At 40.5% G+C, this 26,977-nt stretch carries 16 protein-coding genes; 1 reads left to right on the top strand and 15 read right to left on the bottom strand.

The genetic code is table 11. The annotated features are described in order from the left end of the window. Positions 1 to 4 precede the first annotated feature (4 nt). The 9 genes from tldD to PISS_RS01760 form a co-directional block, all read right to left on the bottom strand. Positions 5 to 1,444, bottom strand: a complete 1,440-nt coding sequence (gene tldD / locus PISS_RS01800; RefSeq protein ID WP_013463928.1) for a metalloprotease TldD — start codon at positions 1,442 to 1,444, stop codon at positions 5 to 7. Next, the gene (locus tag PISS_RS01795) at positions 1,441 to 2,280 is read right to left on the bottom strand and encodes a carbon-nitrogen hydrolase family protein (RefSeq protein WP_058154097.1); all 840 of its coding nucleotides are present in this window, start codon (positions 2,278 to 2,280) and stop codon (positions 1,441 to 1,443) included. The genes tldD and PISS_RS01795 overlap by 4 nt, the downstream gene beginning before the upstream one ends. Beyond that, positions 2,277 to 6,125, bottom strand: coding sequence for a YhdP family protein (locus PISS_RS01790; protein WP_013463926.1), 3,849 nt, complete (start codon positions 6,123 to 6,125; stop codon positions 2,277 to 2,279). Before PISS_RS01790 ends, PISS_RS01795 begins: the two co-directional genes overlap by 4 nt. Beyond that, positions 6,125 to 7,597, bottom strand: coding sequence for a ribonuclease G (gene rng, locus PISS_RS01785; protein ID WP_013463925.1), 1,473 nt, complete (start codon positions 7,595 to 7,597; stop codon positions 6,125 to 6,127). Before rng ends, PISS_RS01790 begins: the two co-directional genes overlap by 1 nt. Before the next feature lies 1 nt (position 7,598). Next, complete coding sequence (locus PISS_RS01780; protein ID WP_058154096.1) at positions 7,599 to 8,168, bottom strand: Maf family protein; 570 nt, start codon at positions 8,166 to 8,168, stop codon at positions 7,599 to 7,601. Continuing rightward, positions 8,168 to 8,647: a rod shape-determining protein MreD gene (gene mreD, locus PISS_RS01775; protein ID WP_016900308.1), complete on the bottom strand. Its 480-nt coding sequence runs from the start codon at positions 8,645 to 8,647 to the stop codon at positions 8,168 to 8,170. The genes PISS_RS01780 and mreD overlap by 1 nt, the downstream gene beginning before the upstream one ends. After that, positions 8,640 to 9,482, bottom strand: coding sequence for a rod shape-determining protein MreC (gene mreC / locus PISS_RS01770; RefSeq protein WP_016900309.1), 843 nt, complete (start codon positions 9,480 to 9,482; stop codon positions 8,640 to 8,642). Before mreC ends, mreD begins: the two co-directional genes overlap by 8 nt. Further along, entirely contained in the window at positions 9,482 to 10,525 is a 1,044-nt protein-coding gene (locus tag PISS_RS01765) for a rod shape-determining protein (RefSeq protein WP_013463921.1), read from the bottom strand. Before PISS_RS01765 ends, mreC begins: the two co-directional genes overlap by 1 nt. Before the next feature lie 134 nt (positions 10,526 to 10,659). Beyond that, complete coding sequence (locus tag PISS_RS01760; RefSeq protein ID WP_028834499.1) at positions 10,660 to 12,666, bottom strand: formylglycine-generating enzyme family protein; 2,007 nt, start codon at positions 12,664 to 12,666, stop codon at positions 10,660 to 10,662. A gap of 335 nt (positions 12,667 to 13,001) precedes the next feature. On the opposite strand from PISS_RS01760, the gene PISS_RS01755 reads away from it, so the two are divergent. Further along, the gene (locus PISS_RS01755) at positions 13,002 to 13,910 is read left to right on the top strand and encodes a 1-aminocyclopropane-1-carboxylate deaminase/D-cysteine desulfhydrase (protein ID WP_058154095.1); all 909 of its coding nucleotides are present in this window, start codon (positions 13,002 to 13,004) and stop codon (positions 13,908 to 13,910) included. Between the two features lie 29 nt (positions 13,911 to 13,939). Here PISS_RS01755 and PISS_RS01750 read toward each other — a convergent pair whose 3' ends face one another. The 6 genes from PISS_RS01750 to PISS_RS01725 form a co-directional block, all read right to left on the bottom strand. Further along, entirely contained in the window at positions 13,940 to 15,586 is a 1,647-nt protein-coding gene (locus PISS_RS01750; RefSeq protein ID WP_058154094.1) for an EAL domain-containing protein, read from the bottom strand. Between the two features lie 592 nt (positions 15,587 to 16,178). After that, complete coding sequence (locus tag PISS_RS01745; protein WP_058154093.1) at positions 16,179 to 18,779, bottom strand: DEAD/DEAH box helicase; 2,601 nt, start codon at positions 18,777 to 18,779, stop codon at positions 16,179 to 16,181. Between the two features lie 28 nt (positions 18,780 to 18,807). Continuing rightward, complete coding sequence (hsdR, locus tag PISS_RS01740) at positions 18,808 to 21,345, bottom strand: EcoAI/FtnUII family type I restriction enzme subunit R (protein WP_058154092.1); 2,538 nt, start codon at positions 21,343 to 21,345, stop codon at positions 18,808 to 18,810. Further along, positions 21,342 to 22,511, bottom strand: a complete 1,170-nt coding sequence (locus PISS_RS01735; RefSeq protein WP_058154091.1) for a restriction endonuclease subunit S — start codon at positions 22,509 to 22,511, stop codon at positions 21,342 to 21,344. The genes hsdR and PISS_RS01735 overlap by 4 nt, the downstream gene beginning before the upstream one ends. Then, entirely contained in the window at positions 22,508 to 23,443 is a 936-nt protein-coding gene (locus tag PISS_RS01730; RefSeq protein WP_257720502.1) for an HsdM family class I SAM-dependent methyltransferase, read from the bottom strand. The genes PISS_RS01735 and PISS_RS01730 overlap by 4 nt, the downstream gene beginning before the upstream one ends. Before the next feature lie 173 nt (positions 23,444 to 23,616). Then, complete coding sequence (locus PISS_RS01725; protein ID WP_058154090.1) at positions 23,617 to 26,898, bottom strand: DEAD/DEAH box helicase; 3,282 nt, start codon at positions 26,896 to 26,898, stop codon at positions 23,617 to 23,619. Positions 26,899 to 26,977: the final 79 nt, after the last annotated feature.

The following is a 26,977-nucleotide window of genomic DNA, read 5'->3' as shown; positions in this document are numbered from 1 at the left end:
AAAATTAAGCCGTGCCACCCACTGTTAGGTTATCTATTTTCAGGCTTGGCTGGCCTACGCCTACTGGTACACTTTGACCGTCTTTACCACAAACACCTACACCTTTATCAAGCGCTAAATCATTACCTACCATAGAAATTTGTTGCATAACCTCAGGGCCATTACCAATTAAGGTAGCACCTTTAATTGGCTGGGTGATTTTACCATTTTCAATTAAATACGCTTCTGAGGCACTAAATACAAACTTACCCGAGGTGATATCCACTTGGCCGCCACCAAAATTGGGAGCAAACACGCCTTTTTTAACCGTGCTGATAATATCAGCTTGGCTATGCTCACCGCCTAACATGTAAGTGTTGGTCATACGTGGCATAGGTAAATGCGCGTATGATTCACGACGAGCATTACCTGTTGGGTTTACCCCCATTAAACGCGCGTTCATTTTATCTTGCATATAGCCTTTTAAAATACCGTTTTCGATAAGTACGTTATAGGCTGCAGGCGTACCTTCATCATCGACATTAAGTGAACCACGGCGATCGGCCATAGTACCATCATCAACCACAGTACATAGCTCTGAAGCAACTTTTTGACCTACTTTACCGCTAAACGCAGACGCGCCTTTACGGTTAAAGTCTCCCTCTAGGCCATGACCTACGGCCTCGTGCAACAACACGCCTGGCCAGCCATTACCTAATACCACTTCCATAGTACCCGCTGGGGCATCAATAGCTTCTAAGTTTACTTTAGCTTGACGAACGGCTTCTTCTGCAAAACCCATCCAACGCGGCTTACCATCTACCAGCTCTTTAAAGTAACCATAATCTAGGCGCGCACCGCCACCAGCACCGCCACGTTCACGACGACCATTTTTTTCAAGTAATACAGAGCAGTTTAAACGGATCAGTGGGCGAATATCGGTAGCAAAGGTGCCATCGCTGGCTGCAATTAATACTTCTTCGTATACCGCAGACATTGAGCTAATAACTTGCTCAGCATCAGGGGCTAATTCGCGAATATAATTTTCAAGCTCACGTAACAAATTAACTTTATCGGTATCGCTCATACTAGAAATTGGTTGATGCGGCGCAAACTGCTGCTTTGCAGCCACGTCACTAAATACTTTAACCGCTTTATCTTCACCGGCATCGGCAATACTACGAGCAGCGGTGGCTGCTTTGTTTAACGCTTCAAGATTAATTGCGTCTGAATATGAAAAACCGGTTTTTTCACCGCTTACAGCCCGCACCCCCACGCCACGCTCAACGTTATAAGAGCCTTCTTTCACTAAGCCGTCTTCTAATACCCAAGACTCATGATGGCTCGATTGAAAATAAAGATCGGCATAATCAACTTTGTGCTGGTGAATATAAGCTAATGTTTTTTCGAGTTCTTCTCGATTTAGCTGGCTGTCGTGTAATAAATGCTGTTCAACCGAATTCATAATAATGGCTCTCTAAATCGTTGGTGAGATTGCAGCGGCATATCTCGTCTAATTTTGTGTAACTGGTTTAAATCTACGGTGCAACTAATAAAACCAAGCCCTGTTGATTTTTCACTTAATGTTTCACCCCAAGGCGATAACATGAGGCTGTGACCATAAGTTTGCCTACTGTTTTCATGCACTCCATATTGCGCTGCAGCAATAACATAGCACTGCGTTTCTATTGCACGTGCTGCAAGTAGCGGCTGCCAATGCGCTTTACCTGTTGGAACAGTAAACGCACTGGGTACTAATATAATTTCGGCGCCTTTGCGAACTAAGGCATTAAATAAACCAGCAAAACGCAAATCATAACATACTGTTAAACCAATTTTACCAAAGGGCGAATCAACAACCACAACCTCATCGCCGGCTTGAGTAAAATCGGATTCTCGGTAGCTGCCGGTCTGGTCATCTACCTCAACATCAAACAAGTGTATTTTGTTATAGCTTGCAACAATATCGCCTTGGTTATTAAACAAGTGTGAGGCAGCGTAATACTTATGTTGGTTATAGGGCTCTGGCATGGTGCCAGCATTTAACCAAATGTTGTGTTTACGGCACAATTCACTGAGTTGCTGTTTGTACTGTTCAATACGCTGTGACACTAACAACGTATCACCAGCGTGTTTACTAAACACTAAAAACGCTTCTGGTAGACACACTAGCAGCGGGCGAGCTGTCGGTAAGTTTTGCAATGCCTGTTTTAATTTTGCAATATTCTCATCAGGATTTAAGCCTGAGCACATTTGCAATGCAATAATCTTAGGAGCTGAATTTATACCTTGTTTATTCATTGTGTGGCGCTAACCTCGGCATCTTTAAGTTTTAACTCTGAGGATGCTTGTGGCTGACTTTGTGCTGCTTGCGGTAAAGTCACCTCTCGACTCTTACGATCTAACTCTTGTACCTGAGGATCGTTCATTTTGCCTGTTACTTTAAAGTTGATCTCTGAGATCACTCGGGCAGAATGAATCACTTTATCAATTGCTAAAGCTGCAAGCCCCGTTACTGGATTAACCATCCAAGCCACAATCACCGGAATGCTCGAGGTTACTTGTGGTGCCACGGCTAAGTCGTAGTCAATTTCGAGAGTATTTAAATTTGCATACCCTTTTATAGAGAGATCGGCAGGTACCCCATCCATTTTAGTATCTTGGGTATAGGCAATGCCTTTATCTATCTGCATGGTGCCTTGCATGCTGTTATAAAAAAAACCTTTAGAAAATACATCTCTAAAATCAAGCTTTAGCTTACGCACTAATGAATCAAGGCTCAGTAATGAGAATACGCGTGCACCTCCATCACTGATTTCAGTTAAATGGCCTTCGCCTAAATCCCAGCTAATTTCGCCATCCAAACTGGCAATGTCTAAATCATAAGGTGCCGCTTGCCAATTTAGCTGATAATTTAGATTGGCGTTTGAGTCTTTAATAGTGGTGGTAATATCAAACTCATTAAATAAGGCGCCAATATCATCACTTTTAAGTTCACCGCTCATCGCCGTTAGGCCATTCTGCCATTGCCCTTTAGTCCGTAATATATGGTCGCCCTTATCAACCACTAGCTCAGAAATAAGCAGCTTTTTACCATCGCCTAACAATGAGGCGCTTACCTTATCAAGCTGATAATGACTTACTTTACAATCGGCACATTCAAATTCAATAGCCGGTAATTTTGTAAGCCATGCAAGTTGTTCAGGGGTTGATTTTTCGCTCGGTTGCTCTGATTCTGTATCTAAAAAATTAAGCCTTAAATAATCGCTATTAATTCGAATCGGCTGACTTGATTGCCCGCTAGGTATAAATACTTCGGCTCTTAACTCTTTGGCATTGAGCTTTAATTGCAAATTATTATTTAGGGGCGATAAACGCATATCAAAATCATTAAACTGCATGCCACTCACGTTAAAAGAGTTAATATTCGCAACCACTTCATGTAAAGGCGGCATCACGCCCGGCGAGGCACTGTCAGGCTGCGCTTTAGCCACATTAATAATTTGATCAATTAAATCAATCCAAGGTAATAACTCACTCTGCGCTAAATTAATACTCACTGCTAAATCTTGTGAGTTAAGCCCTAAGTCTTTTTCACCGATGATAAAATGAGCGTTGGTAAACTGCGATTGAGTATTGTCTAGAATGGCATTGAAATAAAATAACTCATTAATATTTGCAGTGATCAGATTAGAGATATCATCACCTTGAATAACCGCACTCAGAGGCCAAATTTGCTCACTGCTTTTTGTATATACTCCTGGCAAGGAACTATTTAAGCCAATAAGTGGCGATTCAACTTCGGCACGATAGTTAAACCCTTGCTCGGTAAAATTAAGCTCTAAAGCAATATCAACGTCACTTTGCCCGCTTAAGTAACCATCTAAGATACCTTGACCATGGTTTATGAGTGTTTGTGCATCAAGCTGAGCATTTATATTTATATTAGCGCGATAATCCTCTGCGTTTGCGTCACTAGTGTAGTTAATCGTTAATGGCATACCAAGCCATGTAGCCGTAGCATCGGTGAGGTTTATTTGTTGATTATTAAAGCTAAGTTCACCCTTTAAATGCTCAAGCGAAATACCGGGAGCAGAAATATAAAGAGGTGAGTCGAGTAAATTAACCTTACCAGTTACACTCGCTCCGCCCTTAAATTGTGAACCGATTAGCAATTCAATGTTTGCGCTGGCAAGCCCCTGTCCTTGCACAACATTAAAAATATCAGCTAATGGATTTGCTAAAGGCGTGGCGACAAAAAAATCGTGCATTTTTTCAAGCTCAGCTTGCTTATCAATACTAACCACCAATGGCGCATCGCCCATTAAGTCATCAATACTCACATGCACACTACTGCCAACGTCAAGGTTTACCAGTTGGCCTTGCTGGCTATAAATATCCATTCGCTGATTTGCAAAATGCAGCTTTACACTGGCATTTGTGACTGCTGGCCAAGCTGGATCGAATTGATAGGTAGCATTATCTATTTGCGCTAAAACATCAAACTGCCCAGAACCATCGTCAAATGGAAAGCCTGATAATGGACCAGAAAATAACACCTGAGCATTTGTTACTTCACCTGATTTTATTGCGCCATTTAAATAACTAACTAACTCAGGGCTCATTAACGTTAAGGGAAAATAATGACCGGCAATACTGGCATCGGGGGCAAATGCTTCGGCATATAAATCTAAGCGAGGCGTTTTACCTAAACTTAATTGCATCTGTGCGCTTAAGGTCACTTCATTGTTATCAAGCCACAGGTTATCACTGCTAATATGCCAATCGCCTGAGCGCTTAGCTAAATCTAATTCGATGTTTAGCTGGTTATAGTCAATATTATTACTAAAACTAGCACCTGTAATTAAATGGCTGTTTTCACCAAAAATAGTGATCCGCCCATATTGCTGATTAACTAATCCATCAACCCTTAAAGATTGAGCGGCGGGTACGGCGTTTTTCTCTTGCCAGCTAATTTCATCGGCTTCAAACCATAGTTGCCATTGCTTTGCATCGGCAAACTCTAGGTACGCGTTTTTTATTTCACCACTGGGTTGGCGAGCTAAGAAAGGGGTTAAGTCAGTAAAATTAGTTAATTCTGCTAAATCATTTAATAGGGCTAAATCGAGTTGTTGTAGCCATATTTTATTCTGCTTGCCTAATAAAGCTTCAAATTCGAGGCTAGGCCACGTTATCTCGTTGGTACTAAACGCTAGGCCGGTACTTTTTAACCGCCAGCTATTTTGCTCAGGGTATAAATGAAATCCCCCTTCACTTAGGCTGACTTTTTGTGTTTGCTCATTGAGTTGCCAATTTACCGCACTCGGTAACCACTGTACTTTTACGTCACTTACTAAGCCTTGCTCTAGCCTAAGCCATGCTTGCAAATTTAAATCACTATGTAGTTGCTGCTTTTGAGTATTAATGTACTGGGCTAACCAATTTGACACATCAACCTGATTAGCCTGCACATATAAATCGCCCACCATTTGCTCTAAGGTTTCACCTTTGAGCGCAATACGGGCATCAAAATTACCCACAGAAATACCCGGTAGCGCTAGACTACCACTACCAAGATGCTGTTTATCCTGGTTTTGCCATACAATGTTTTCTAATAACAATTTACGTTCTTTGTTATCTTCTAGTACAAAGCTGATGCTGGAGTTTTCTATTGCAAAGTGACCGGTTTCGCCTAAAAACAGTCCTTCTATTAATTCTTTTTGCTCAAATGAAACTTCATCTTGATTACCAGCAAATAAATTGGCGACATTAACCTTGGTATGAAACCCATTGATCACAAAGTAATTTGATTTAAACTGCAGCGACTTTAAACTTTCCCAAAGGTTTAGCTCTAAACTGGTTTTAGCTATGGTTAAAGAGATAGGGGCTGTTTGGTTGTCTTTAAATGATAATTCTTCGAGTACTAAAGCGGGACCACTGCCTTGCCAACTTGCTGATATAGCACCTATAGATAAACTAATATCAAACTTATCATCAAGGTAGCTTTCTATATCTCCTTTATAATCGTTCGCGTAGGGTAAGGTGTATTTTAAAATAGAAACAATCACGGCCAGTAGTACTAAAATTACAGCACTTATTTGCCATAATTTTCGCACACAATAAAAACAGGCCGCTTTAAATTTCATTACATCATTACCACATCAAACTGCTCTTGGCTGTATAAACTTTCAGTTTGAATATTGACCTGCTTTCCAATAAATAGTTCTAATTCGGCGAGGTTATGATACTCATCATTTAATAGCGCTTCACAAACTGCAGGCGAAGCATACACTACAAACTTATCTGCATCGTAAGCGCGATTAACACGTACTATTTCACGAAGAATTTCATAGCAGACTGTCTCAACTGTTTTTTGTGAGCCTCGCCCTGAACATGCTGGGCATACATCACACAATACATGTTCTAGGCTTTCGCGGGTACGTTTGCGGGTCATTTCAACTAAGCCTAATGCCGACAAACCATTGATATTAGATTTGGCACGATCTTTATCGAGTGCAGATTCTAATGAGTGCATTACACGGCGTTTATGCTCATCGCTTACCATATCAATAAAGTCGATAATAATAATACCGCCCAAATTGCGCAGCCTTAGTTGACGAGCAATAGCAGAGGTTGCTTCTACGTTGGTATTAAAAATAGTTTCTTCAAGGTTACGGTGACCAACAAAAGCGCCTGTATTTACATCAACAGTGGTCATCGCTTCAGTTTGATCTATGATCAAATAACCACCCGATTTTAAAGTAACTTTACGATGCAGTGCTTTTTGAATTTCACTTTCTACATCAAATAAATCAAAAATGGGGCGCTCACCTGGGTAATACTCAAGCACTTGTGATAACAAAGGCACAAACTCTTCAGTAAACAACTTAAGCTCTTGGTAGGTAAGCTTAGAGTCAACACGAATGCGCTCCATATCTTCACCTACGTAATCACGTAACGTTCTAAAGGCAAGTGTAAGATCTTCATGCAAGATACTGGCTTTGCTTGTTTTTCTACGTCTAGAGACAATTTTATCCCAGAGCTTTTTTAAAAAAGCTGCATCGTGTCTCAGCTCCGCTTCACTTGCGCCTTCAGCAGCTGTTCTGACAATAAAACTACCGTTTTCATCGCCGTATTCGGCTACAATTTTTTTCAGCCTTGCACGCTCTTCTTCCGTTTCGATACGCTGACTCACCCCAACATGTGTCGCATCAGGCATAAACACTAAATACCGTGAAGGTATCGTGATATCAGTGGTTAAACGTGCCCCTTTGCTACCCAAAGGGTCTTTAACCACTTGCACCATAATGTACTGACCTTGGCGAACAAGCTCACGAATATCTTGGACTTTTTTAATCGGCTCGTCGTCAACGCCCTCAACAATAGAGGCACTATTAACGATATCTGAAGCGTGTAAAAAGGCGGCTTTCTCTAGGCCTATATCAACAAAAGCGGCTTGCATACCTGGTAACACGCGGCTTATTTTACCTAAGTAAATATTACCCACGATACCTAAGTTACCAATACGTTCTAGCTGAATTTCTTGTAATACACCGTTTTCGATTAGGGCAACGCGACTTTCACTTGGCGTGACATTGATCAGTAGTTCTGTACTCATGCTACCCTCTTAAGAATATATTTAATAATTGTTCTGTCTCATATAAAGGTAAGCCGACAACGGCAAAATAGCTACCCGAAATATGCGTTACAAAGCGCCCACCTAACCCTTGGATACCGTAACCACCGGCTTTATCTTGAGGCTCGCCCGTTTGCCAATAAGCATGTATTTCTTCATCACTGAGTGTTTTAAAAGTGACATCTGTACTGACCACACAACTGAGTACTTTATCTGATGTAGCAAAAGCGATGGCAGTTAACACTTGGTGCGTGTTCCCTGATAAGCGCTTTAAGGTTTGAGTAAAATCGTCTTTATCTCGTGGCTTACATAATGATTGGTTATCCATCACCACCACAGTATCACTACCTAGCACAGGCCGGTCAGTATAACCTTGCTCTACGCCCATTTGCGCCTTTAAACGCGCTAAACGCTCTACATAGTCATGCGGGCACTCATTAGCAAGCTGGCTTTCATCGGCATCAACACTAAACTGTGAAAATTCAATACCCAATTGGGTTAGAAGCTCTTTACGACGGGGAGACGCGGAGGCTAAATATACTGCGCAAGTCATTATCTGATCCTAAAATGTCTACGGTATTTTCGAAGTAATAAAAATACCCATATCCAGCTCAACATGCCTGTTAATACAGGCCATAAGTAATGTGGGCTAAAATAAACGCCAAGTAAAAAGTGATTTAACCAAAACTGCATTAAGTGGTAAAGCGTTAAGAACAAGCCTATAAGTAGGCTTTGTTGCCACAATGAAAAATTGCGAATTTTTTGGAAGTTACTTGCAGTAACAAAAATACACACTGAATAAGTTAAGGAATTAACACCCAATGAGGAGCCTGTTGCTAAGTCAATTAATAACCCAACAACCCAAGCAGTCCCTATATTTAGTCTATGCGGTAAAGCTAAAGACCAGTACATAAGCACCAACAGCACCCAATCAGGACGAAATGGTTCAAGTGAAAAAGGTAACGGCATTAGCGCCATTACTAATGCAAAGAAAATACTTAATGCGATTAAGAGCATATGACGGTTAATCATCACCCATCAACTCCTGCTGATTTAGCCATAACACCACTAATAACCGAATTCGATCTAATTGAGCTATCGGCTCAGCAAATACTTGCGCAAAAGGTTGGCCTTCATCACGAGTTATTTCGGTGATCACCGCAACTGGATAACCTTCAGGAAAGGTCCCTCCTAGGCCAGAGGTCACCAGCACATCACCAATACGCACATCTAAGCTATGCGGCACATGTGATAGCTTTAGCACGTTAATTTTACCGATACCTTCAACCACTGTGCGCACATCGTTTCGTAATATACGCACCGGTGTTGCATGGGTAGTATCTGTAATTAACAGCACTCGCGAGGTTGTTGAACCGACTTTAGTCAACTGCCCGACTAACCCCATATCATCAATCACCGCTTGGCTTTCGCTTAAACCATCGGTGGTTCCCCGATTTATCACCACTTGGTGACTATAAGGATTTGAATGAACAGAAAGTACTTGAGCAATAATTTTACGATTGGTGTGTTTAGAGGAAGAGCCAAGTAATGCACGAAGTTTTTGATTCTCTTTTGCTAAAAACTCATACTGCTGGATTTGCTCACTTTGCAATACTTGCTTCTTTTTGAGTGCTTCGTTTTCGGTTAGTAACTGCTCACGGGTATGCAAACTTTTGGCGCTAAAGCTAAATACTTCGTAAGGTAGGTTAGCAACATAAATAAGTGGACTGACCAACGTATTCAAACTAGTACGAATGTTCTCGCCACCTTGCGTGTACTTGTCTCCAAGGATCAATACGATACTCAAAAGCACTGCGACAAAAAGTCGCAGTTGCAAAGAAACCGTTTTTTCAAACATTGATTTCATTAATCGTAACTAAAAACGTCACCACCGTGCACATCAATCATTTCAAGGGCCTTGCCGCCGCCACGTGCAACACACGTAAGTGGATCATCAGCAACAACCACTGGAATGCCCGTTTCTTCCATTAGCAGGCGATCTAAATCCTTAAGTAATGCGCCGCCGCCAGTTAACACCATACCATGCGCTGAAATATCAGATGCCAGCTCAGGTGGAGACTGCTCAAGCGCCACCATGACAGCGCTTACAATCCCCATTAGTGGCTCTTGTAATGCTTCTAAGATTTCATGCGAGTTAAGCGTAAACGAACGAGGAACGCCTTCTGCAAGGTTACGACCACGCACTTCGATCTCTACTGGTTCGTCTGTTTTAAATGCCGATCCAATTTGGTGTTTAATATTCTCAGCGGTGGCTTCACCGATTAAGCTACCAAAGTTACGACGCACATAATTAATAATGGCTTCATCGAACTTATCGCCACCAATACGTACTGATGATGAATACACAACACCATTAAGTGAAATAATAGCGACTTCTGTTGTACCGCCACCAATATCAACCACCATAGAACCCGTTGCTTCAGACACCGGTAAACCGGCACCAATTGCAGCTGCCATTGGCTCTTCGATTAAGTAGACTTCGCGAGCACCTGCACCCATCGCTGATTCACGAATTGCACGCTTTTCAACTTGAGTAGCTCCACAAGGAACACAAATAAGCACGCGTGGGCTTGGGCGCATAAAATTATTATTGTGCACTTGTTTGATGAAGTGCTGTAACATTTTTTCAGTAACATAAAAATCAGCAATCACACCGTCTTTCATTGGACGTATGGCTTTTATATTACCTGGCGTACGGCCCAACATTTGCTTAGCTTCTGTACCTACAGATGCAACACTTTTAGGTCCACCAGCACGTTCTTGACGAATAGCAACAACTGAAGGTTCATTTAATACAATACCTTCTTCTTTTACATAAATTAGTGTGTTGGCTGTACCTAAATCGATCGATAGATCGTTTGAAAAAATACCACGGAGTTTTTTAAACATGAGGCTGGATGACCTTTGAAATTCGTTCTTATTGTAGTTGCGCTTACTTTAACATTCTCAACACAATGAGCAATATAAAGCGCAGCCGTCTTTTTAATCATTAAAAAGAGGAAGCACCGCTTCCCCATTAAATATTATCGTTCGCTCATTAAGCGAAAGCCAATATAATTAGCTCTAAAATCTGGCGCTAAAATTAAACGCGTTGATGCACGAGCAAGGCTAGGGGCAAAATTCCATGCACCTCCGCGAACAACGGCATCTTTTTTATTCCCTGTGCTACTAGTCCATTCCCATACATTGCCTACAGTATCGTATAAGCCAAATGCATTTGCAGAAAAAGACCCTACAGGAGCCGTGCGTTTATTCGACCACTCGCTACCACACCAACCACAGTTAGCTAGATTTTTACCAATTTCGTTACCCCATGGGTACTCTGTCTCAGTGCCTGCACGCGCCGCATATTCCCACTCAACCTCAGTAGGTAAACGATACGTTTGCGCTGTTTTATCAGAAAACCATTCAGCGTAAGCAATAGCATCATTTTTTGTCAAACACACAGCAGGAAACTCATTGGTTTGCTCAAATCCTGGAGCACGCCAATTTAAGCTTGCTTCCCAAACAGGTTCGCCGTTGAGGTAATATGCGCAACCTTTGCCTTTTTCAGCTTCGGTTTTATATTGCGTTTCGTTTACAAACGCTTCAAATGCGCCAACAGTCACTTCTTTGCTCTGCATAGCAAAAGATTCACTAATCGTTTTTTCAACCACGGGGCGTTCATTTTCAAGCCCATTGCCGTTTATATCACCCATTTTAAATTTGCCAACGGGGATCATCACTGCTGATGGGTCCACCATAGGTGGGCGTGTATCAACTTCCATTCCTTTTGGGCAATCTGCTTGTATTATTTGCTCTCGCTTTTTAGTCGGTGCAGCAATCGACTCTGACTTTTTTTCCAACTGAGCAAAAAGCGTTCGCGTTTTCTTTAAGTCAATTCGCGCTTTATAAGGGATGTAACCCTCTTTGCGTATTTCTAATTTATGCAAACCACGTGGTAAGTTCGTCACCAAACGAGTAGAACCTACTCGAATATCATTAATAAATACTTCATCGCCGTGTACATTAGAGCGTAAGGTTAACTGAACTAATTGATCTTTCTTGTTCTCAGCGACCACTTTAGGCTTTTTATTAACTGTTTTAGCGACAACGGCAGCGGCTTTATTATCCCCATTATCGCTGAATGTTAACTGACTATCAGAGAAAGTAGTGCTATAAGCTGGCTGATAAGTATTTGCCAGCGGGGTACCATACTCTAAACAAAAACTATTATTCACACTAAGTAAGTGACATAAACGACTGCTGTTTACATCTCCGCGCATAGTAACGCTTAAATTGACGTTGTAATCACCTTGCCCGCTAAATGCGCTCTTAATCACGTGACTACTTAAAATTTGTACTTGTGCCCCAGCCATGTCTCGCTTAGGTTCAACAAGACGTTTTTCTGTAAGATTTTCAAATATTTGATCTAAAAAACGTTTAGTTGCCTTTTTCAGCCCTATTTGCTGACCGCTCTGCTCACATGCCGCCAGTGTTTCAGTGCGTTTACAGTTAATGGTATGGTCAACTTCAAGCGTACCCTCTCGGGTAAATTCATTGCGTAATCGCTCTACACGCGCCGTGGTATATTGCACTTTTAAGCTTTCAATCGTGTTTTGAAGTGCATGTTTATCAGCGCGAATTTGCTCAATATCTTTTAGATGGGATGCAATTGCCGCCAATTGCATAGAAATATCATTTTTATTTTGTTCTTGATCAACAACGGCTTTTTGATAACGCGATTGTGCAGAGGTAATGTCTAGCGACGGGTTATCAATTAAACGTCGATACATATCATTCATCGCATCCAACGCTTGGTTTTTTTCTTTATCAAGCTGTGTGGAACGCGTTCTGAGCAATTCAAGTTGTGTTTGAAGTTGATTCTCTTCTTTTAAATATTTGTCGAGCATCGTCGTTGAACGAGTGTATTCTGTTTGTTTCGTATTAATCTCTGATTCAATTCTGTTTACAGTAGTTGTATCTTGTGCAAATACTGTGCTTGCAAAAAAGCTAGCAGAAATTAACAGAGATAAAGGAGCAATTCGCATATATTCCAGTCCCAAAAAAGCGGCAATTATTTGGTTATTATTATTTTTTATAATAAAACCTTATGCTATGTACTTGAAGCACAAAACACAAGCTTTGTTCATTTATTATCTCAGTTTACAACTATTATCCCGTTTCATGCCAGTAAATAACCGTTTCATTTGTACTAAATAGCTAATTTATTTAACAACACCGAGATTTATCTGCATTTTACGCTATTAAGATGCCAATTTAGCCGCGTATTCATATTTTTTAGTTTGCTTAAGTAATAAAAACTGAGTCAAAATAACGCTATTACACAGCACATTCATCATGTAACTAATGAAAAAGAGTGATAATGCCAATACCATTCAGTATTAATGAACATAGCTATTTACAAACAATTACCAGTGAATTACTAACAAACAAGAAAATAACTTTAACTATTAAGCGCGATGATTTATTGCATCCACTTATCAGCGGTAATAAATGGCGAAAGCTCAAATACAATTTAGTTCGTATGCAACAACTGGGTAAATCTGAATTACTTACATTTGGTGGTGCTTTTTCAAATCACATTCATGCGTGCGCCGTTGCTGGTAAAGAGTTTAACTTAACAACCCACGCAATTGTGCGCGGCCCACAGCTTGATCTAAATAATCCTACTCTAAAATTTGCACAGCAATGTGGTATGCAGTTACATGCTGTCAATCGTATAGAGTACAAACAACGACATGATGAAGCCTATTTAGCCGCATTACAGGCACGCTTTCCAAACGCATACATTCTACCTGAAGGAGGCACTAACGAGTTTGCTATAGAGGGATGTAAAGAGCTTGCCCAGAGTTTACCTGAGCACGACTACTTAATCTGTCCAACTGGCAGTGGCGGCACCTTGGCTGGATTGATAGAGGGCAGCTCAAATAAAATCAACCTACTAGGGATTGCTGTTTTAAAGCAAGCCGACTACCTGCGGGACGAAATACGCGCTCTTAGCCCTAAAGCAAAATCACAAAATAACTGGCAACTACTTACGCAATTTCACGGTGGTGGATATGGTCGTTTTACAGCTGAGTTATGGCAGTTTTGCCAACACATGCAGCATCAACATCAATTACCCTTGGAGCCTATTTACAGCGGTAAAATGATGTACGCACTTTGGCAGCTCATCAATAATGATTACTTTGCCCCTAACAGCAAAATTATTGCAATACATACTGGTGGGTTGCAAGGTTTAGAAGGGCTAAAATATCGCAAATTAGTGTAGAGTGTATTTAACTTGTTAATTGCTTAGCATTAGTGAAATGCGACTTGAGTATAATTGGGGAGTAATTTAGAAAAATATCCTCCTTGCGCGCCGCTAATGCCTATTACTTTTAAAAGTTGTAGCTCCTGAGGCGTCTCTACATCAAGTGCAAATACTGACAAGCTCAATAATCTACTTATATGCACAATCCCCCTAACGTATTTTTGTTGTGTATTACTGCGCTCTATCCCATGGACAAGTTCAGAAGCTAAGTTAAGCCCTGATATTTGTTTATTAAGCGTAAACTTAAAAATATTTTTACTGCTTCTCACATCATCAATTACAATATTGCAGTTTAGTGCCGCTATTGCTGCAAAAGCGCCTTGCAAACGTAATTGATTATTTAAGAATTCTGATTCATTTATCGAAAATTGCAGTGTATGTTGGTTTTTTAAGTCATTGATATAAGCAGTTAACCAGCTCCAAAACTCGTTATTAAACCAGTTTTTAGGATGTAACTTAATACTGATAACTGACGATGAGTTATCTATAAGCAATAGTTTTTTTACTTGCATAACTACCGCTTGATCGTGCAATAGCGCCTCACCTTCGTTATAAAATTGACTGATACTTTCTTGATTAAGTAATTGTTTATTTCCCCTGTCATTACTTTTAATTGATACGTAATGCTTAATAATAGCGCCACTATCGAGCTCGTATACTGGTTGAAATAAAATAGCCAATTTTTGCTTTTTAATTCGTTGTGATATTGAGTGTCTATCGAGCTTTTGAACATGACCATAATTTAACGCTAATTGGTGATAATGCTTAACTCGATTTTGCTGTGAAAGAGTAAGTGCCGACTTTGCCAACTGATACACCATAACCTGATCAGCCTCGGAATAATAAGTACATAAACCTACTTTTACATGCCTCTGTGCAGTTCTTGGCGCCAATACATAAGCGGCACTTACAATGCATTGATGTAAATATTTAGCGCAATTGAGTTTATCAATTGCATCAATCCCTTTGAGAGTAAAAGCGAAATTGCCTGCAGTTAATAACTTAACGGATATTTCAGTCGTATTAATAAAGTCTTTTGCCAATAAGACTTTAAGAGTCGCTTGTAAGTCAGTGTTTGCATCAAAATGGCATTCACACTGAATAAGTGCAAATACATTATATTTAATTGCTTCCTGCACATTAGTTGTCGCTATGGGAGCGAGCTGTAAAGAACTCACTTTGGGTGCATAACGTACTTTCTTATTATTAAAGTGCTGCTGACGTTTAGAGGTCATTGTGCTGTTTTTTATTGTTTTAGGCTTTTTAAAACGTCGAATACAAAGCATAGCGAGCAAAAGAACCGCGTTTATTATTAAAAACAAATAGCTATAGCTATACCAAACTGGCCATGAGTAGAGCAAAATTCCTTTTGAGTTAGCGCTAAAATAATGTTTTTGTTTTTCTATATAAATAGAGTTTTTATTAGGGGCGAGCGTAAAAGGCGTATTTGCAATAAGTTGTTTTTCATTGGCCAATGGCTGTTGCAATTGCTTTGCTAGCTTTAAACCAACTTGCTCGTTTTGATGCTGTAAAACCAAACTTAAACCGCTATTAATAATCACTAGCAAGGCGATACACAGAGCATAAAACAAGGCATTTGAATAATTGGTAAAGTGAAATTTACTGGCTTTCATAACCCACCGGCACATCAAATAAGTTATTAAAGTGTTGTCTACTATTTGCAATTGTACAAGCCAATAATAAAAGTTTAGCAGAGGTTTAAAAGTTAGTACTTAATGTTTATAAACATTATATTTAGCCTTCAATTAGTTAACTAAACAGCTGTCATTATTTATATATTAGTTTGAACAAAGGAGGGCTTGGCTCAAAAAATAAAAACACCAATATCACAGTGCTTTTTACACATTCATATGTTTACTTTAGGAAGTGTTTATTCAGATTTAAAAACTGTAGAAATGGAATACGGTCATTTTTTTAATAAAAAAAGCCGCTTAATAGCGGCTTTCTATATTTTTTTTCAACATTTGACGTTTTGTCTTTGTCTAGAACGGTAATAACCAACAAAAATATAAACACAACAATTTAAAACTCACTAAAAACAAAACATTAAGTACAAAATCAAGTGAGTTTAACATACATTAAAATTATTTTTGTATATATAAACGTTTTTCAATACCACTTAATACTCTTTACCATACAAAATTTAATGGAGTTGAGTGATAATATTTTATATTCACTGGCAACATCGAATTACCATGCAGCAGCTTAATCTACCACTGTGAGTATATCTCGGCACGGTTTTGCTTCAAGCATAGTCACAATTGAAGACACATCTAACTTCGCCGCCACTATTTTTTCTGCCACTTCAGCTCTCCAAGCAAGATCACCAGGTTCTTGAAAGGTTGGTCTCAGTTCTTGAATAAACTCAAGCACAGATTCTGACCACTTCTTAAACTCTTCTAAGTTCCAATATTTAACACTAGTTAAGTGTGGTGCAGCTCCAACTTTTATCTTGGTTACTGGTGATACCAAGATTGGGATGATTTTAACATCATCCCCCTTACATCCTTCAACATTGTCTTTCATCCAGTTTGGGTGAGAACATACTTGCCTTGCTTTAGTTGCTGACAAAGTATCAGATTCAGCGTTGGCATGATCTTCAAATACCAAGCATATATCATTTACCTGCCACCAAGGATCAGGGGAAGCATCGACTTCTACTTTTCTTGCATCGAATCCTATATGCTCCCCCAACAAACGATGCGCTTCTTCAAACTCATTTGACGAGTTTAGCCCCTCACGAATGCTTTTTTCACGCTTGACTAGCTTTCTATCGTGCATACAGCCAAATGAGGTCAGCAATGTCTCGATGTTTTCTACCTGAGCCATTATTCTGCCGTCGATCGCGTCCTGCTCAGTCCTTTCTACAGGCATATTTGCATAGCGATGTAAGCCAACTAGCCAAGGGACATTTTTGGCAGCATTTTTAGCTCTCGTGTAATGCTCTCTAAGTTTAACCTGATAACCTTCAATACCATTGAGGTCTGCTAAATACGCCGCAGATCCAGCTAAATATTCCCAAAGCGCCCGGTAACCTCTTAATTCTGCCGCAGCTAATACCCCGAGTATTTGTTCTGATTTACCCAAGGCAAGTTCATAATCATTGTTCCAAAGGGCCTTCACATATTCGATTTCGAATGATACACATTGCTCTAATTCATCAATTCCAGGAAAGCGCTCTTTAATTTTATGGGCCCTTATATCAACTATTTCAGCATTTACATCCTCCCAATCTTCACCATTCTCTATGAATATTTCATAATTTTCTTGTAAACCATCGAAGTCATTATCTATCGATTGCTCTACACCGAACTCTAACTCTGCTTGTAACTCAGGATGAAAATATTTTCGCCTTTTGGGATCTGCTAAAAAATCGACAAGTTCACTACCCATAACCACAACTGTAGAATAATCTTCCAGCGACCTTGTGCAGCGACCAATTGCCTGAATCACTCTTGTTTGAATTCGCTCGTTAAACAAATTATTCGCGCCAATTCTTGACATTAAGAACTGCTCTTGGCTATTTACAGTCTTTGGTAATCCTTCAATAACAAGTAGACGGCACTCATCACCAGGAAAATCAATTCCATCGTACCTGTTAGCAACTACTGATACAGCCCCATTTACTGCTACAAACGCTTGTTTTGATTCCTCAATATCATCCGCGCTAAAAACGGCTAGTTTGGTCTTTTCAGTAACGGTATCTTTAACCAGAGTACCTAACGATTCACTTGGGACTAACACTAAACTTCTTGGTGATTTTTTAAATAGTTCAATGTTAAAATTAACGCAGTCTTCTTCTTTCAGTGATAAAGAAGGGAACATGAAAAATCGACGGCCAACTCCCTGTGAATCCCAACCGTCAGGTGTCGCTAAGCGGTGAATATTTTTTCGTCCTACTAAACGTTCTAAATCACCACCTTCACCTAGAGTTGCGGACATGAATATTCGCTGCTTGGCATCACTGAACGAGCTGTGCGCCCATGTAGGGGGCAGCAGTGGTCGTATAAGAACACCTTTTGATGACAAATACATATTACAGGCATCTAAATGCCCCCTTAACATAGCCCAAGAAAACCTTAGGTCATTTTCACGAGTGTATTCATCAAGAATATTGACTAATTTATCTTTGAATTGCTGAAAAACTGGAATCGGTATTTTGTCGGTCCAGCTCCTATCAACAGGACTATCCCAGTTACCAGTTAATTTAGAAAAATTTGTACCATCAATATATTGTCGTATCACAGCACATAATGCTTCAAAAGTAGCCTTATGATTTGGATTAAGCCTTTCAACTTCCAAAGACCATAACTTAGAAACATAATTTTCAGCAGCATGAGCATCATCAATAATAATAATGTCAGGGTCTTCGAAAAATGGGTTTGTATTAAAGATGCTGCTATAGGTAGTTACGGCCACGGAGTGACCCTGTTTATATTTTGCAACTGCGCTTGGATCATAATTTCGAGCACTACCTGTAAACCCGAGGACCGATAAACCATACTTCATGTCAGCTTGTTCAACTGCTTGATTCACAAGTTGCTTTGTAGGGCAAATATAAACGATTTTTTCACCGTATTTTCTTCTACGCCATTCAGCTATCAGAAGCCCAACCAAAGTTTTACCACTACCTGTTGGTAGCTGCAAGGCTACATCCGGCATGTCTACAGCTTCGTCTGCGTAGCGCTGCATTATTGATTGTTGATGAGGAAGCACATCAGGATATTTTCGTCGTGGAAGTTCTCTGAAAAGCTGATCTGGACTTGCAGATGCTGTCACTTTGTTCGTTCGTTTTTTAAATGCCATACATATCCCTATTAGATTATTTCCAATGTTACTCGTATAAATATTTCTGAAACCCAACAAAAGTCTCTCGAATTGCAGCGGTGGTACCGAACTCTTGCACTGCATCGCCAATGGTGTGGTATTTCAACTCAATCAAACTGCGCATTTTACTGGTGGCTAATTCGCCGGCACCGTCTTCTATGTATTTATCTAAAACGAATGCGATAAATTCTTGTTGCTTGTAATTACCAAAGGCGGTATTAATTTTTGGTTTGGTGGTGCTTACTCGATTTTCACGGCTAATAGCGTCTCTTGCGTACGCGACGTATCGCAGTACGTCGTACACGTCGCTTTGCTTGGCATCTATTAGTTCTTTCATACCGTCGAGCTTGTCTTCGTCGTATCCGGCTTCTGCAAGGCTTTCAAGTAACTGTTCTCGGGTTGTTGGGTCGCTCCATATTTCTCGCAGTTGGTCTTCGTCTTTGAAAAACTGCGGCAGGTCTGAAAAAAGCCGTTCGACAAATTCCTTAGCTGTAATTGGCTTATCACCAAACCAGTACATAACTGACGAGATATGTTTAATTTGCCGGGTTTTACCATCACTAAGTTTAATCGTAATTTTTTCTGACTTATCGCATATACATGGCGTGTTGTTGCACTCTGGACATTCAACAGACTCGCATACACAGGGAGAAGTGCCACAGAGACCACAAGGCGGTTGCTCACAAATACAAGGCTCACTTCCGCAGTCAGCGCAAGGCTCTTTAGGGCAAGTGCAGGGGCTAAATCCGCACACTTCACAAGGCACCTTTAAACAGCTACAAGGCGAATCACCGCAGACCTCACAAATATTTTCTGGGGGTAATGGTTCACCGTCCCATTCGGGATCGGCAAAGTTGTGGTGAGCTTTTACAAAGTCATAAATAGTGAAGTAATCTTTGCCTTCATACATACGGGTGCCACGGCCAACTATCTGTTTAAACTCAATCATGTTATTGCACGGGCGCATTAGCACAATATTGCGCACATTACGGGCGTCGACACCTGTAGAAAGCTTACGTGATGTAGTGAGAATGGTGGGGATAGTCTTTTCGTTATCTTGAAATGTTTTTAGGTCGTTTTCACCGGCTGCACCGTCATTGGCAGTTACTCGAACACAGTAGTTAGTGTTGGTCGTCCAACCTTTTTGCCTAGCATACTGATTGATAAAGTCGCGCACCATGCCAGCGTGCTCTTGGGTGGCACAAAAGACGATGGTTTTCTCATTGGGTTTAAATAGATCCATCCAGTAATGAACACGCTTCTGTTCACGTTCTGGGATGGTAATAATACGATTGAAGTCGCCCTCAGTATAAACTCTGCCAGGCTCAGGCTCACCGCGCACCACTACTCCATCGCCAGGTGTGTATACGTACTCGTCCATAGTACCGACAGTTGGATAAACCTTAAACGGAGTTAAAAAACCATCGTTGATGCCTTGCTTAAGGGTGTAGCTATAAACTGGTTCGCCAAAGTAATTATAGGTGTCTACGTTATCTGTGCGCTTTGGTGTGGCAGTTAAGCCTAACTGAACCGCAGGCGAAAAATGCTTGAGTATTCTACGCCAGTTACCTTCATCGTTCGCGCCGCCACGATGACACTCATCTATAATAATTAAGTCGAAGAAGTCGGGCGGGTAATCACCGAAGTATGGAGTTTCATTGCCTTCATCGTCTTTTGGGCCGCTCATAAAGGTTTGGAATATAGTAAAAAACACACTAGCGTTTTTCGGCACTGCACCTTTTTTACGAATTTCATTAGGGTTAATGCGCACTAACGCATCTTCACCGAAAGGACCAAAATCATTGAATGCCTGATTTGCTAGTATATTACGGTCAGCCAAAAACAAAATGCGGGGGCGACGTTTGGCTAGGTCTGGGCTTTTTTTCGCTGATAAACTCCAACGGCTTTGGAATAGCTTCCACGCTGTTTGAAAGGCAATACAGGTTTTACCTGTGCCTGTGGCCAAAGTAAGTAATACTTTTTGTTTACCCTCGGCAATGGCTTCAAGCGCATTGTTAATGGCATTTTCTTGATAATAACGAGGCGCCCAATCCCCTTTAAACTCCATGGGTATATTTGCAAAACGTTCACGCCACATCTTTTTGTAATCAGGTGCAGTCTTGTCTTGCTCAGCAAAGGTGAGCGACCAAAGTTCTTCAGGTGATAAGTACCGCTCAGCCAACTTTTCTTCACCGGTGAGCATATCAATCTGATAGATGTCATGACCATTAGTGGCATAGGCTAGGCGGCATTGCAGGCGCTCTGCATAGTCTTTAGCTTGGCGCACACCTTCGGTATAACTCAATGCCTCTTTTTTCGCTTCCACTGCCGCAAGTTTGCGACCTTTGTATACCAATACATAATCGCTGTTTACAGGTTGGCTGCGTTTACCACCAGTAAGTATACGCCCCGGACAAATCACTTCCCGTCGAATAAAGCTTTTCTCTACTTGGCCCCAACCGTCATTGTTCAATTGAGGATCAATTAAATCGGCACGGGTGTCCGCTTCGTTGCGATTGGCTTTAGTCTTCGAGGTTAATGTCACGCGGCAATTCCTTTGCTTTTGGTTAATTGGCCGGTAAAGGCTTTTTGGAGGATAGATTTTTTTAGTTCGTCTAATACTTCAATTTTTCGAAGGTACACGTTTGAAAGTCGAGATGTTTTCTCTTTTATTAACACGATACCCTTTAATATTTCTTCGAGACTACCTTTCGGTGGAACTGGCACTGGAAATGCTTTTAGGTCCTTAATAGATAGGTTAGGTTGCATCAGTTCATTAACATTAGCCTTAACATAATCAGTTGCAATTTTCGTAGAAAGGAATGCTTGCAAGATTTCTTTGGGTAATAATTGTTCGTTGACTTGCACGGCAGCAACACGTTGATTAACCAAAGCTCCATCATAACTTGCTGGAACAACAGCAACTTTAAGCCCTGAAGATATAATCGTACGCGTCAAGGCTATTACTAAATCACCCTCAAATGCTTTGTATCGCTTGTACTCTTCTGTGAATTCTTTTGGAAGGAAATTGGACGTTTCTTCAACAAATTCATAAACGCCCACATTCGTTATTTTTATAGACTTAGCCTCGTTTTGAGGCGAAAAATCTCCGCTTTTAAACGCATAACCATTGATAATATTTGACAAGCTTTGAAGTGGTATAGTTTCCCAACCTTCACCTTCTTGACTGAAAACTTTTTGTAAATAACTATCAAATAACTCACGGCCGTTTTTCATATTTGTCTCTGCGGTAGTGCGTGCTTTTTCAATATCGGCAAAGGCTTGGTCGAGAATGGCAACAATACGTTTTTGCTCTTCAATAGAATTCGGAAAACTTAACTCTAAATCAGCGAGTGATGAATTAGAAATTACTGGCTGAGCAGCATGCCTAGCTAGGCTCCTTAAATTTTTATAGTTGAGTAAATACGTTAAGAACTTATTGTCAAATTCAAACATTGGTTTAGTTATTCTAAACGCATTATCTGTAAGCCAAATATCCTCAGTGATATGTCTAGCATTACCGCACAGTGCTCCGACTCTGCCCACGATTACATTGTCGCCCGACAAATTAAAGTCATTGTGCTTGCCAGCAACACCATTACCACCGAAAACATCATAATCACCCGGCACCATTTTTTTTGCTGTCAAACCATCACCACTTTTTAAGTTAAAGCAATCTTTTAACTTTGCAGTAATCCAATCTGTGCTCATAGAAGCTCCTGAATACTACCCAAAATCGCCTCGCTCTCTTTATCCAGCGCGATGATTTCCTCGATAATGGCTTTTGGTTCACGCAATGGGGCTTCTTGCTTAGCATTAGGGTTTTTGACCGATAAATCCCAAATGCTGTTATCCAGCTCGTCAGTGGCTACTTTCCATGAGTTTTCAGAATCGGCAAAACTGGCCTGTAATTCCACAAACTCTGCTAAGTCTTTGTCATTGAGAGGATTGGTTTTGCCCATATTACGTCCGACATTGAGCTGATAAAACCAAGTGCTTTGAGTAGGCTCGCCTTTGGTGAAAAACAACACCACGGTTTTAACGCCTGCTCCAATAAATGTTCCGCTGGGGCAATCCAAAATGGTATGTAAGTTACAGTTTTCAAGCAGCTCTTTTCGTAAGGCAATGGCCGCTTTGTCGGTATTAGATAAGAAGGTATTTTTAATTACGATGGCAGCGCGGCCACCAGGTTTAAGCGATTTAATGAAGTGCTGCAAAAACAAGAAGGCGGTTTCGCTGGTTTTAATCGGGAAGTTTTGCTGTACCTCAGGGCGCTCTTTACCACCAAATGGCGGGTTAGCCAATATGATATCGTGTTGCCTGTTAGGGGTAATGTCTTGCAGGTTTTCAGCTAAGGTATTGGTGTGAATAACGTTTGGCGCTTCGATACCGTGCAAAATCATGTTCATTATAGCAATCACATAAGCCAGAGACTTTTTCTCTTTTGCGTAAAAGGTGCTTTCTTGAAGTACAGTTAAATCGCTGGACTTAAGTTGGCGTTTTTCAGCACCCCCTTTGCGCAAATAATCAAAGGTTTCACATAAAAAGCCAGCAGACCCTGCCGCTGGATCGTAAATAGTTTCACCAATTTGCGGTTTTATCACGTCTATCATGGCGCGGATTAGCGGGCGCGGTGTGAAAATAATGTCTTTTTCAAGAAAAGGAAAACTGTTACCACACAGTATTTACTGGCTTAGTAAGTGGTAACAGTTTTTTAAGAAATGAGCTTTGAATTTGCAGTGAAATGAAACGAGATGATTGAATCTTGTTACCGGAATCGATGCACATCAACAACGAAGAAATTGACTATCATCTATTAAGCCGAACCAAACACAGCTAAATCGGCGGTGGTTGTTTTTTTAATAAAAAGAGCTGTACTCCCTAACAGTTTTAGGCCCTCATCATTGACTTGAGTAAGGCTTAACCCTGGTTGGACGATAGTAACATTAAACCTTGTCCGAGTGGTTCTTGAGCGTTCTTTAATTGCAGCTAGGTCCCTAATACTCCCTTTGAGAAAACGAGAATAACCTCTTTGACGCCATTTTTCTTCGCGTCGTTTTATGTGGTGATATAAGTAGGACAAGTTTAGGTGCTTCCATCGAATACAACGTTGAGCTTGTCCACATACTTCGTACAAATCTTTTAACCTGGCGCCTGGTTCATCTGAGCCAGAATACTTACAGTGAATTAACGTCAAAAAAATACTGTTGTCTGAAATTTTTAACCCTATTAAGTCCGCCGATTCCCCCTTACCATCGTCATTAATAATGACATCGTAATCATCTTCAATTTCATTAAACCATCGCCATTGTATTGAATCCTGATCTTTGCCGTAACCCATAGATTCTTTACGTATATCTGTTCCAGTCCAATCAATACCGACAATATCTTCCCTTTCAAATAGACCGATATCTTGGCTAACATGGACTATGTGCGCATTGTATGAAAATGAACCATCCGCATAGTGGATCATCACAGGGTCAACTTCCATGTACTCCACTAAAGCTATAGGTTCGTCTAGACCGCGTTGAATAAATATTTCAGGACCAGAAATCAGTTGGTAAGCATAACCTTTTGGTAAATCTTCAGCTGACAAACAAAGCTTGTATTCTGAGCTTGTATGGTCACAGGAGAATATAAGCCTTACACTTTGGTCCTCAAAAATCCCATCAGTAGCCACTTCAACCAAGTATAGGTGGGCTGATATTTCTCCAAAGTAAAAAGTGATCTTATCTTCAAATGCAGTGAGTAAATGCTCTCCCCATTGAGCTGAAATTGGGTAAGAGTGATAAGGTTCAACCAAAGGTACGGGTCGTAAAAAATTACGTGTGAGATTGTTTGCATCTGGTTCTGAGCTAAATATTTTATCCCAAGCCTTTTTTACCCAATCACACCAATCCGTAATACCGCCACCCTTCTGAGGAGACCAAACTTTGCCTTTTTTCTGTGAACATCCCCAAATGACGCGCTCTCCAGATTCATAGCCTAGAGCAGCTATATTGCTTAGATGAGATTGTGACTCTTCAATTCTTGTTAGACCTTCGGTTACGTTAGGTCCAAAATACTGAGTAAAGCTTATAGCTCCAATTTGGGAAGCCCCTAAATTTCTGGCAAGTGGATATTCTATACCATTGAAGACGTTGAATACTTTGTCACCACTGACTAATTCACACTGGTTATTACAAATAGCACTTGCTAATTTATCGACTCGAAAGGTTTTATAATCATTTGAAAATACAAATAACGCTGCTCTTTCCGAGTCCCAGTGAGCAATAAAGATTTTATAGTTTGTATCTTTCAGCTCTCGATAGTTACCCCAACGTACAGAAGTTGCCTGAATAGCTAGTACAACAAGTAAGTTTTCCTCTTCTCCGATTGCATGCCACGATTCCTCAAATTTAGGAAGGGCTTCTAAATATTGTTCGGGTTCCCACTGCTCGCAAGAAGTTTTAAATAGCATTGCAGTATAAGTAGGCTCTAAATTCCAAAGGGAGATTTGATCATGTAAATCTCCCTTGTTTTTCAGTGCATCGACCACCTCCTGCAAACGAACTTCTTTAGCGATTCGGTTTTCAGAAAGGCGTCTAAGTACAGTGTCCCAATCGGCCCCTATAGAATAAAGGTGCTGAAGTTCGCCTTCTACATTGGGATCTGCGACATTCATAACTACACTGGCGTTACCTAATTTTTGTGCGTGATTGACTCGTGTAAAGCGACCTATGAATTGCAGAGTAACAGCTAAGCTTTTATGGTGGTCATGCAGAGCTGCAATTTTTAAATTAGGCAGATCGTAACCTTCACCTAGCATATCAACACAAATTACAATCCTAGATTTTCTAGAAAGAAGCATTCCAAGGCGCTCCCTTACTAAGGTTTTTGAAAAGGTCGAATGCACAACTACAGGATGAAACTCTGATGCTATTTCTTGGTAAATTTGCGCGAGTTCTTCCGCTCTAATTTTACTACTGGTCCGCGCCATGAGTAGATGGTCAAAATTATTATCCAGGTCAGATTTTAACTGCTCTATTGCTTTACCCGCAATTGCTCTATCCATCAAGTCGGCATAATATTCTTCTACCGCTAGTAAATTAACATTAGTGAAATATCCAGCCCTTTGAGCCTCTCCCATTGTGTAGTTGTATATAATTTTTCCACCAAGTGACTTTTTGTCATTTCTAAATGGTGTTGCAGTAAATTGAACCACACGTTTATCAGCAAACCTCTGTTTAATTGACTGCCATGAATTAGCTGAAATGTGATGCGCCTCATCAACAAAAAGATGAGAACAACTTCCACAGAGGGTATTGAGAGCAAGTTCAGAAGAGGCAGAGAGAACGCTGGTCGTTGCGATAATCACATTAGACTTTGCAGCAATATTGTAAACATCATCAATCAGGTGAAGTCCCTTTTTAATGACCGCTACTTTAGGAAGAGCAATATCACAACTAACCACCCCAAGCTCTGGTAAGTAACCTAACTCAATAAACTTCTCTGATATTTGATTTCGAAGTGAATCTGAAGGAACAATTACTAAAACTTTGTTACAACGCTGGTAAATCAATGTTGCTAGCATAGTTTCCGTTTTACCAGTACCAGTCGGTAGCACCACCGTGGCAGGCTCGATCGCCTGATCTGTAGAAAAATATCCAGACAATGCATGCAGCGCCCCCAGCTGAGGTTTTCTTAAGCCAGTTAACCCTTTTTTGAAGTCCTCCTCTTTAAAAAGAAATTGCCCCTGCCATGAAGAGTTGATTTCATTTGGGTCAGTGGAAGAGTACGTATCGGGAAAATTCTCCCAGAGTAATTCGTTTTCTTCATCCCAACTTGCAAGTGTAAAAGTTTTTTTTGCTTTCAATGAAGTGAGGTCATTAGGACATTTCCCCCTAGAATTGGGATCTTTTAAAAAGATAACGTCTAAGGGGGGAGTTAATCCCGTCTCTAACTCGAAATATCCAGGGAATTCACTTTTTTTGACCGTTGCTTTTATTTTAGTTTGCCTAAAAAGCAATTTGTAAATTGAATTACCACCTATTTTTTCTGTTGGAGCGCTTCTCTTTGGCAAAGTTAATTTAATAGAGAGCATGTCAAACAAATCCATATGTTTCAGTTCCTTTAAGTATCGGCGAATGTACTTTAATTTATTAATATTCTATATATTAGTTTATTAGGTAACTGTC

The sequence above is a fragment of the Pseudoalteromonas issachenkonii genome, assembly GCF_002310795.1.
GTDB classification, from domain to species: domain Bacteria; phylum Pseudomonadota; class Gammaproteobacteria; order Enterobacterales; family Alteromonadaceae; genus Pseudoalteromonas; species Pseudoalteromonas tetraodonis.
Note: the sequence above shows the minus strand (reverse complement) of the source record. Positions and strands in the feature narration are given on the sequence as shown.

Coding starts and splice junctions, on each gene's coding strand:
- PISS_RS01760 (WP_028834499.1), bottom strand. CDS start 12,666: ATGCGAATTGCTCCTTTATCTCTGTTAATTTCTGCTAGCTTTTTTGCA.
- PISS_RS01780 (WP_058154096.1), bottom strand. CDS start 8,168: ATGACTTGCGCAGTATATTTAGCCTCCGCGTCTCCCCGTCGTAAAGAG.
- PISS_RS01735 (WP_058154091.1), bottom strand. CDS start 22,511: ATGAGCACAGATTGGATTACTGCAAAGTTAAAAGATTGCTTTAACTTA.
- PISS_RS01750 (WP_058154094.1), bottom strand. CDS start 15,586: ATGAAAGCCAGTAAATTTCACTTTACCAATTATTCAAATGCCTTGTTT.
- PISS_RS01795 (WP_058154097.1), bottom strand. CDS start 2,280: ATGAATAAACAAGGTATAAATTCAGCTCCTAAGATTATTGCATTGCAA.
- rng (WP_013463925.1), bottom strand. CDS start 7,597: ATGAGTACAGAACTACTGATCAATGTCACGCCAAGTGAAAGTCGCGTT.
- PISS_RS01755 (WP_058154095.1), top strand. CDS start 13,002: ATGCCAATACCATTCAGTATTAATGAACATAGCTATTTACAAACAATT.
- mreC (WP_016900309.1), bottom strand. CDS start 9,482: ATGAAATCAATGTTTGAAAAAACGGTTTCTTTGCAACTGCGACTTTTT.
- PISS_RS01790 (WP_013463926.1), bottom strand. CDS start 6,125: ATGAAATTTAAAGCGGCCTGTTTTTATTGTGTGCGAAAATTATGGCAA.
- PISS_RS01765 (WP_013463921.1), bottom strand. CDS start 10,525: ATGTTTAAAAAACTCCGTGGTATTTTTTCAAACGATCTATCGATCGAT.
- PISS_RS01725 (WP_058154090.1), bottom strand. CDS start 26,898: ATGGATTTGTTTGACATGCTCTCTATTAAATTAACTTTGCCAAAGAGA.
- PISS_RS01745 (WP_058154093.1), bottom strand. CDS start 18,779: ATGGCATTTAAAAAACGAACGAACAAAGTGACAGCATCTGCAAGTCCA.
- mreD (WP_016900308.1), bottom strand. CDS start 8,647: ATGATTAACCGTCATATGCTCTTAATCGCATTAAGTATTTTCTTTGCA.
- tldD (WP_013463928.1), bottom strand. CDS start 1,444: ATGAATTCGGTTGAACAGCATTTATTACACGACAGCCAGCTAAATCGA.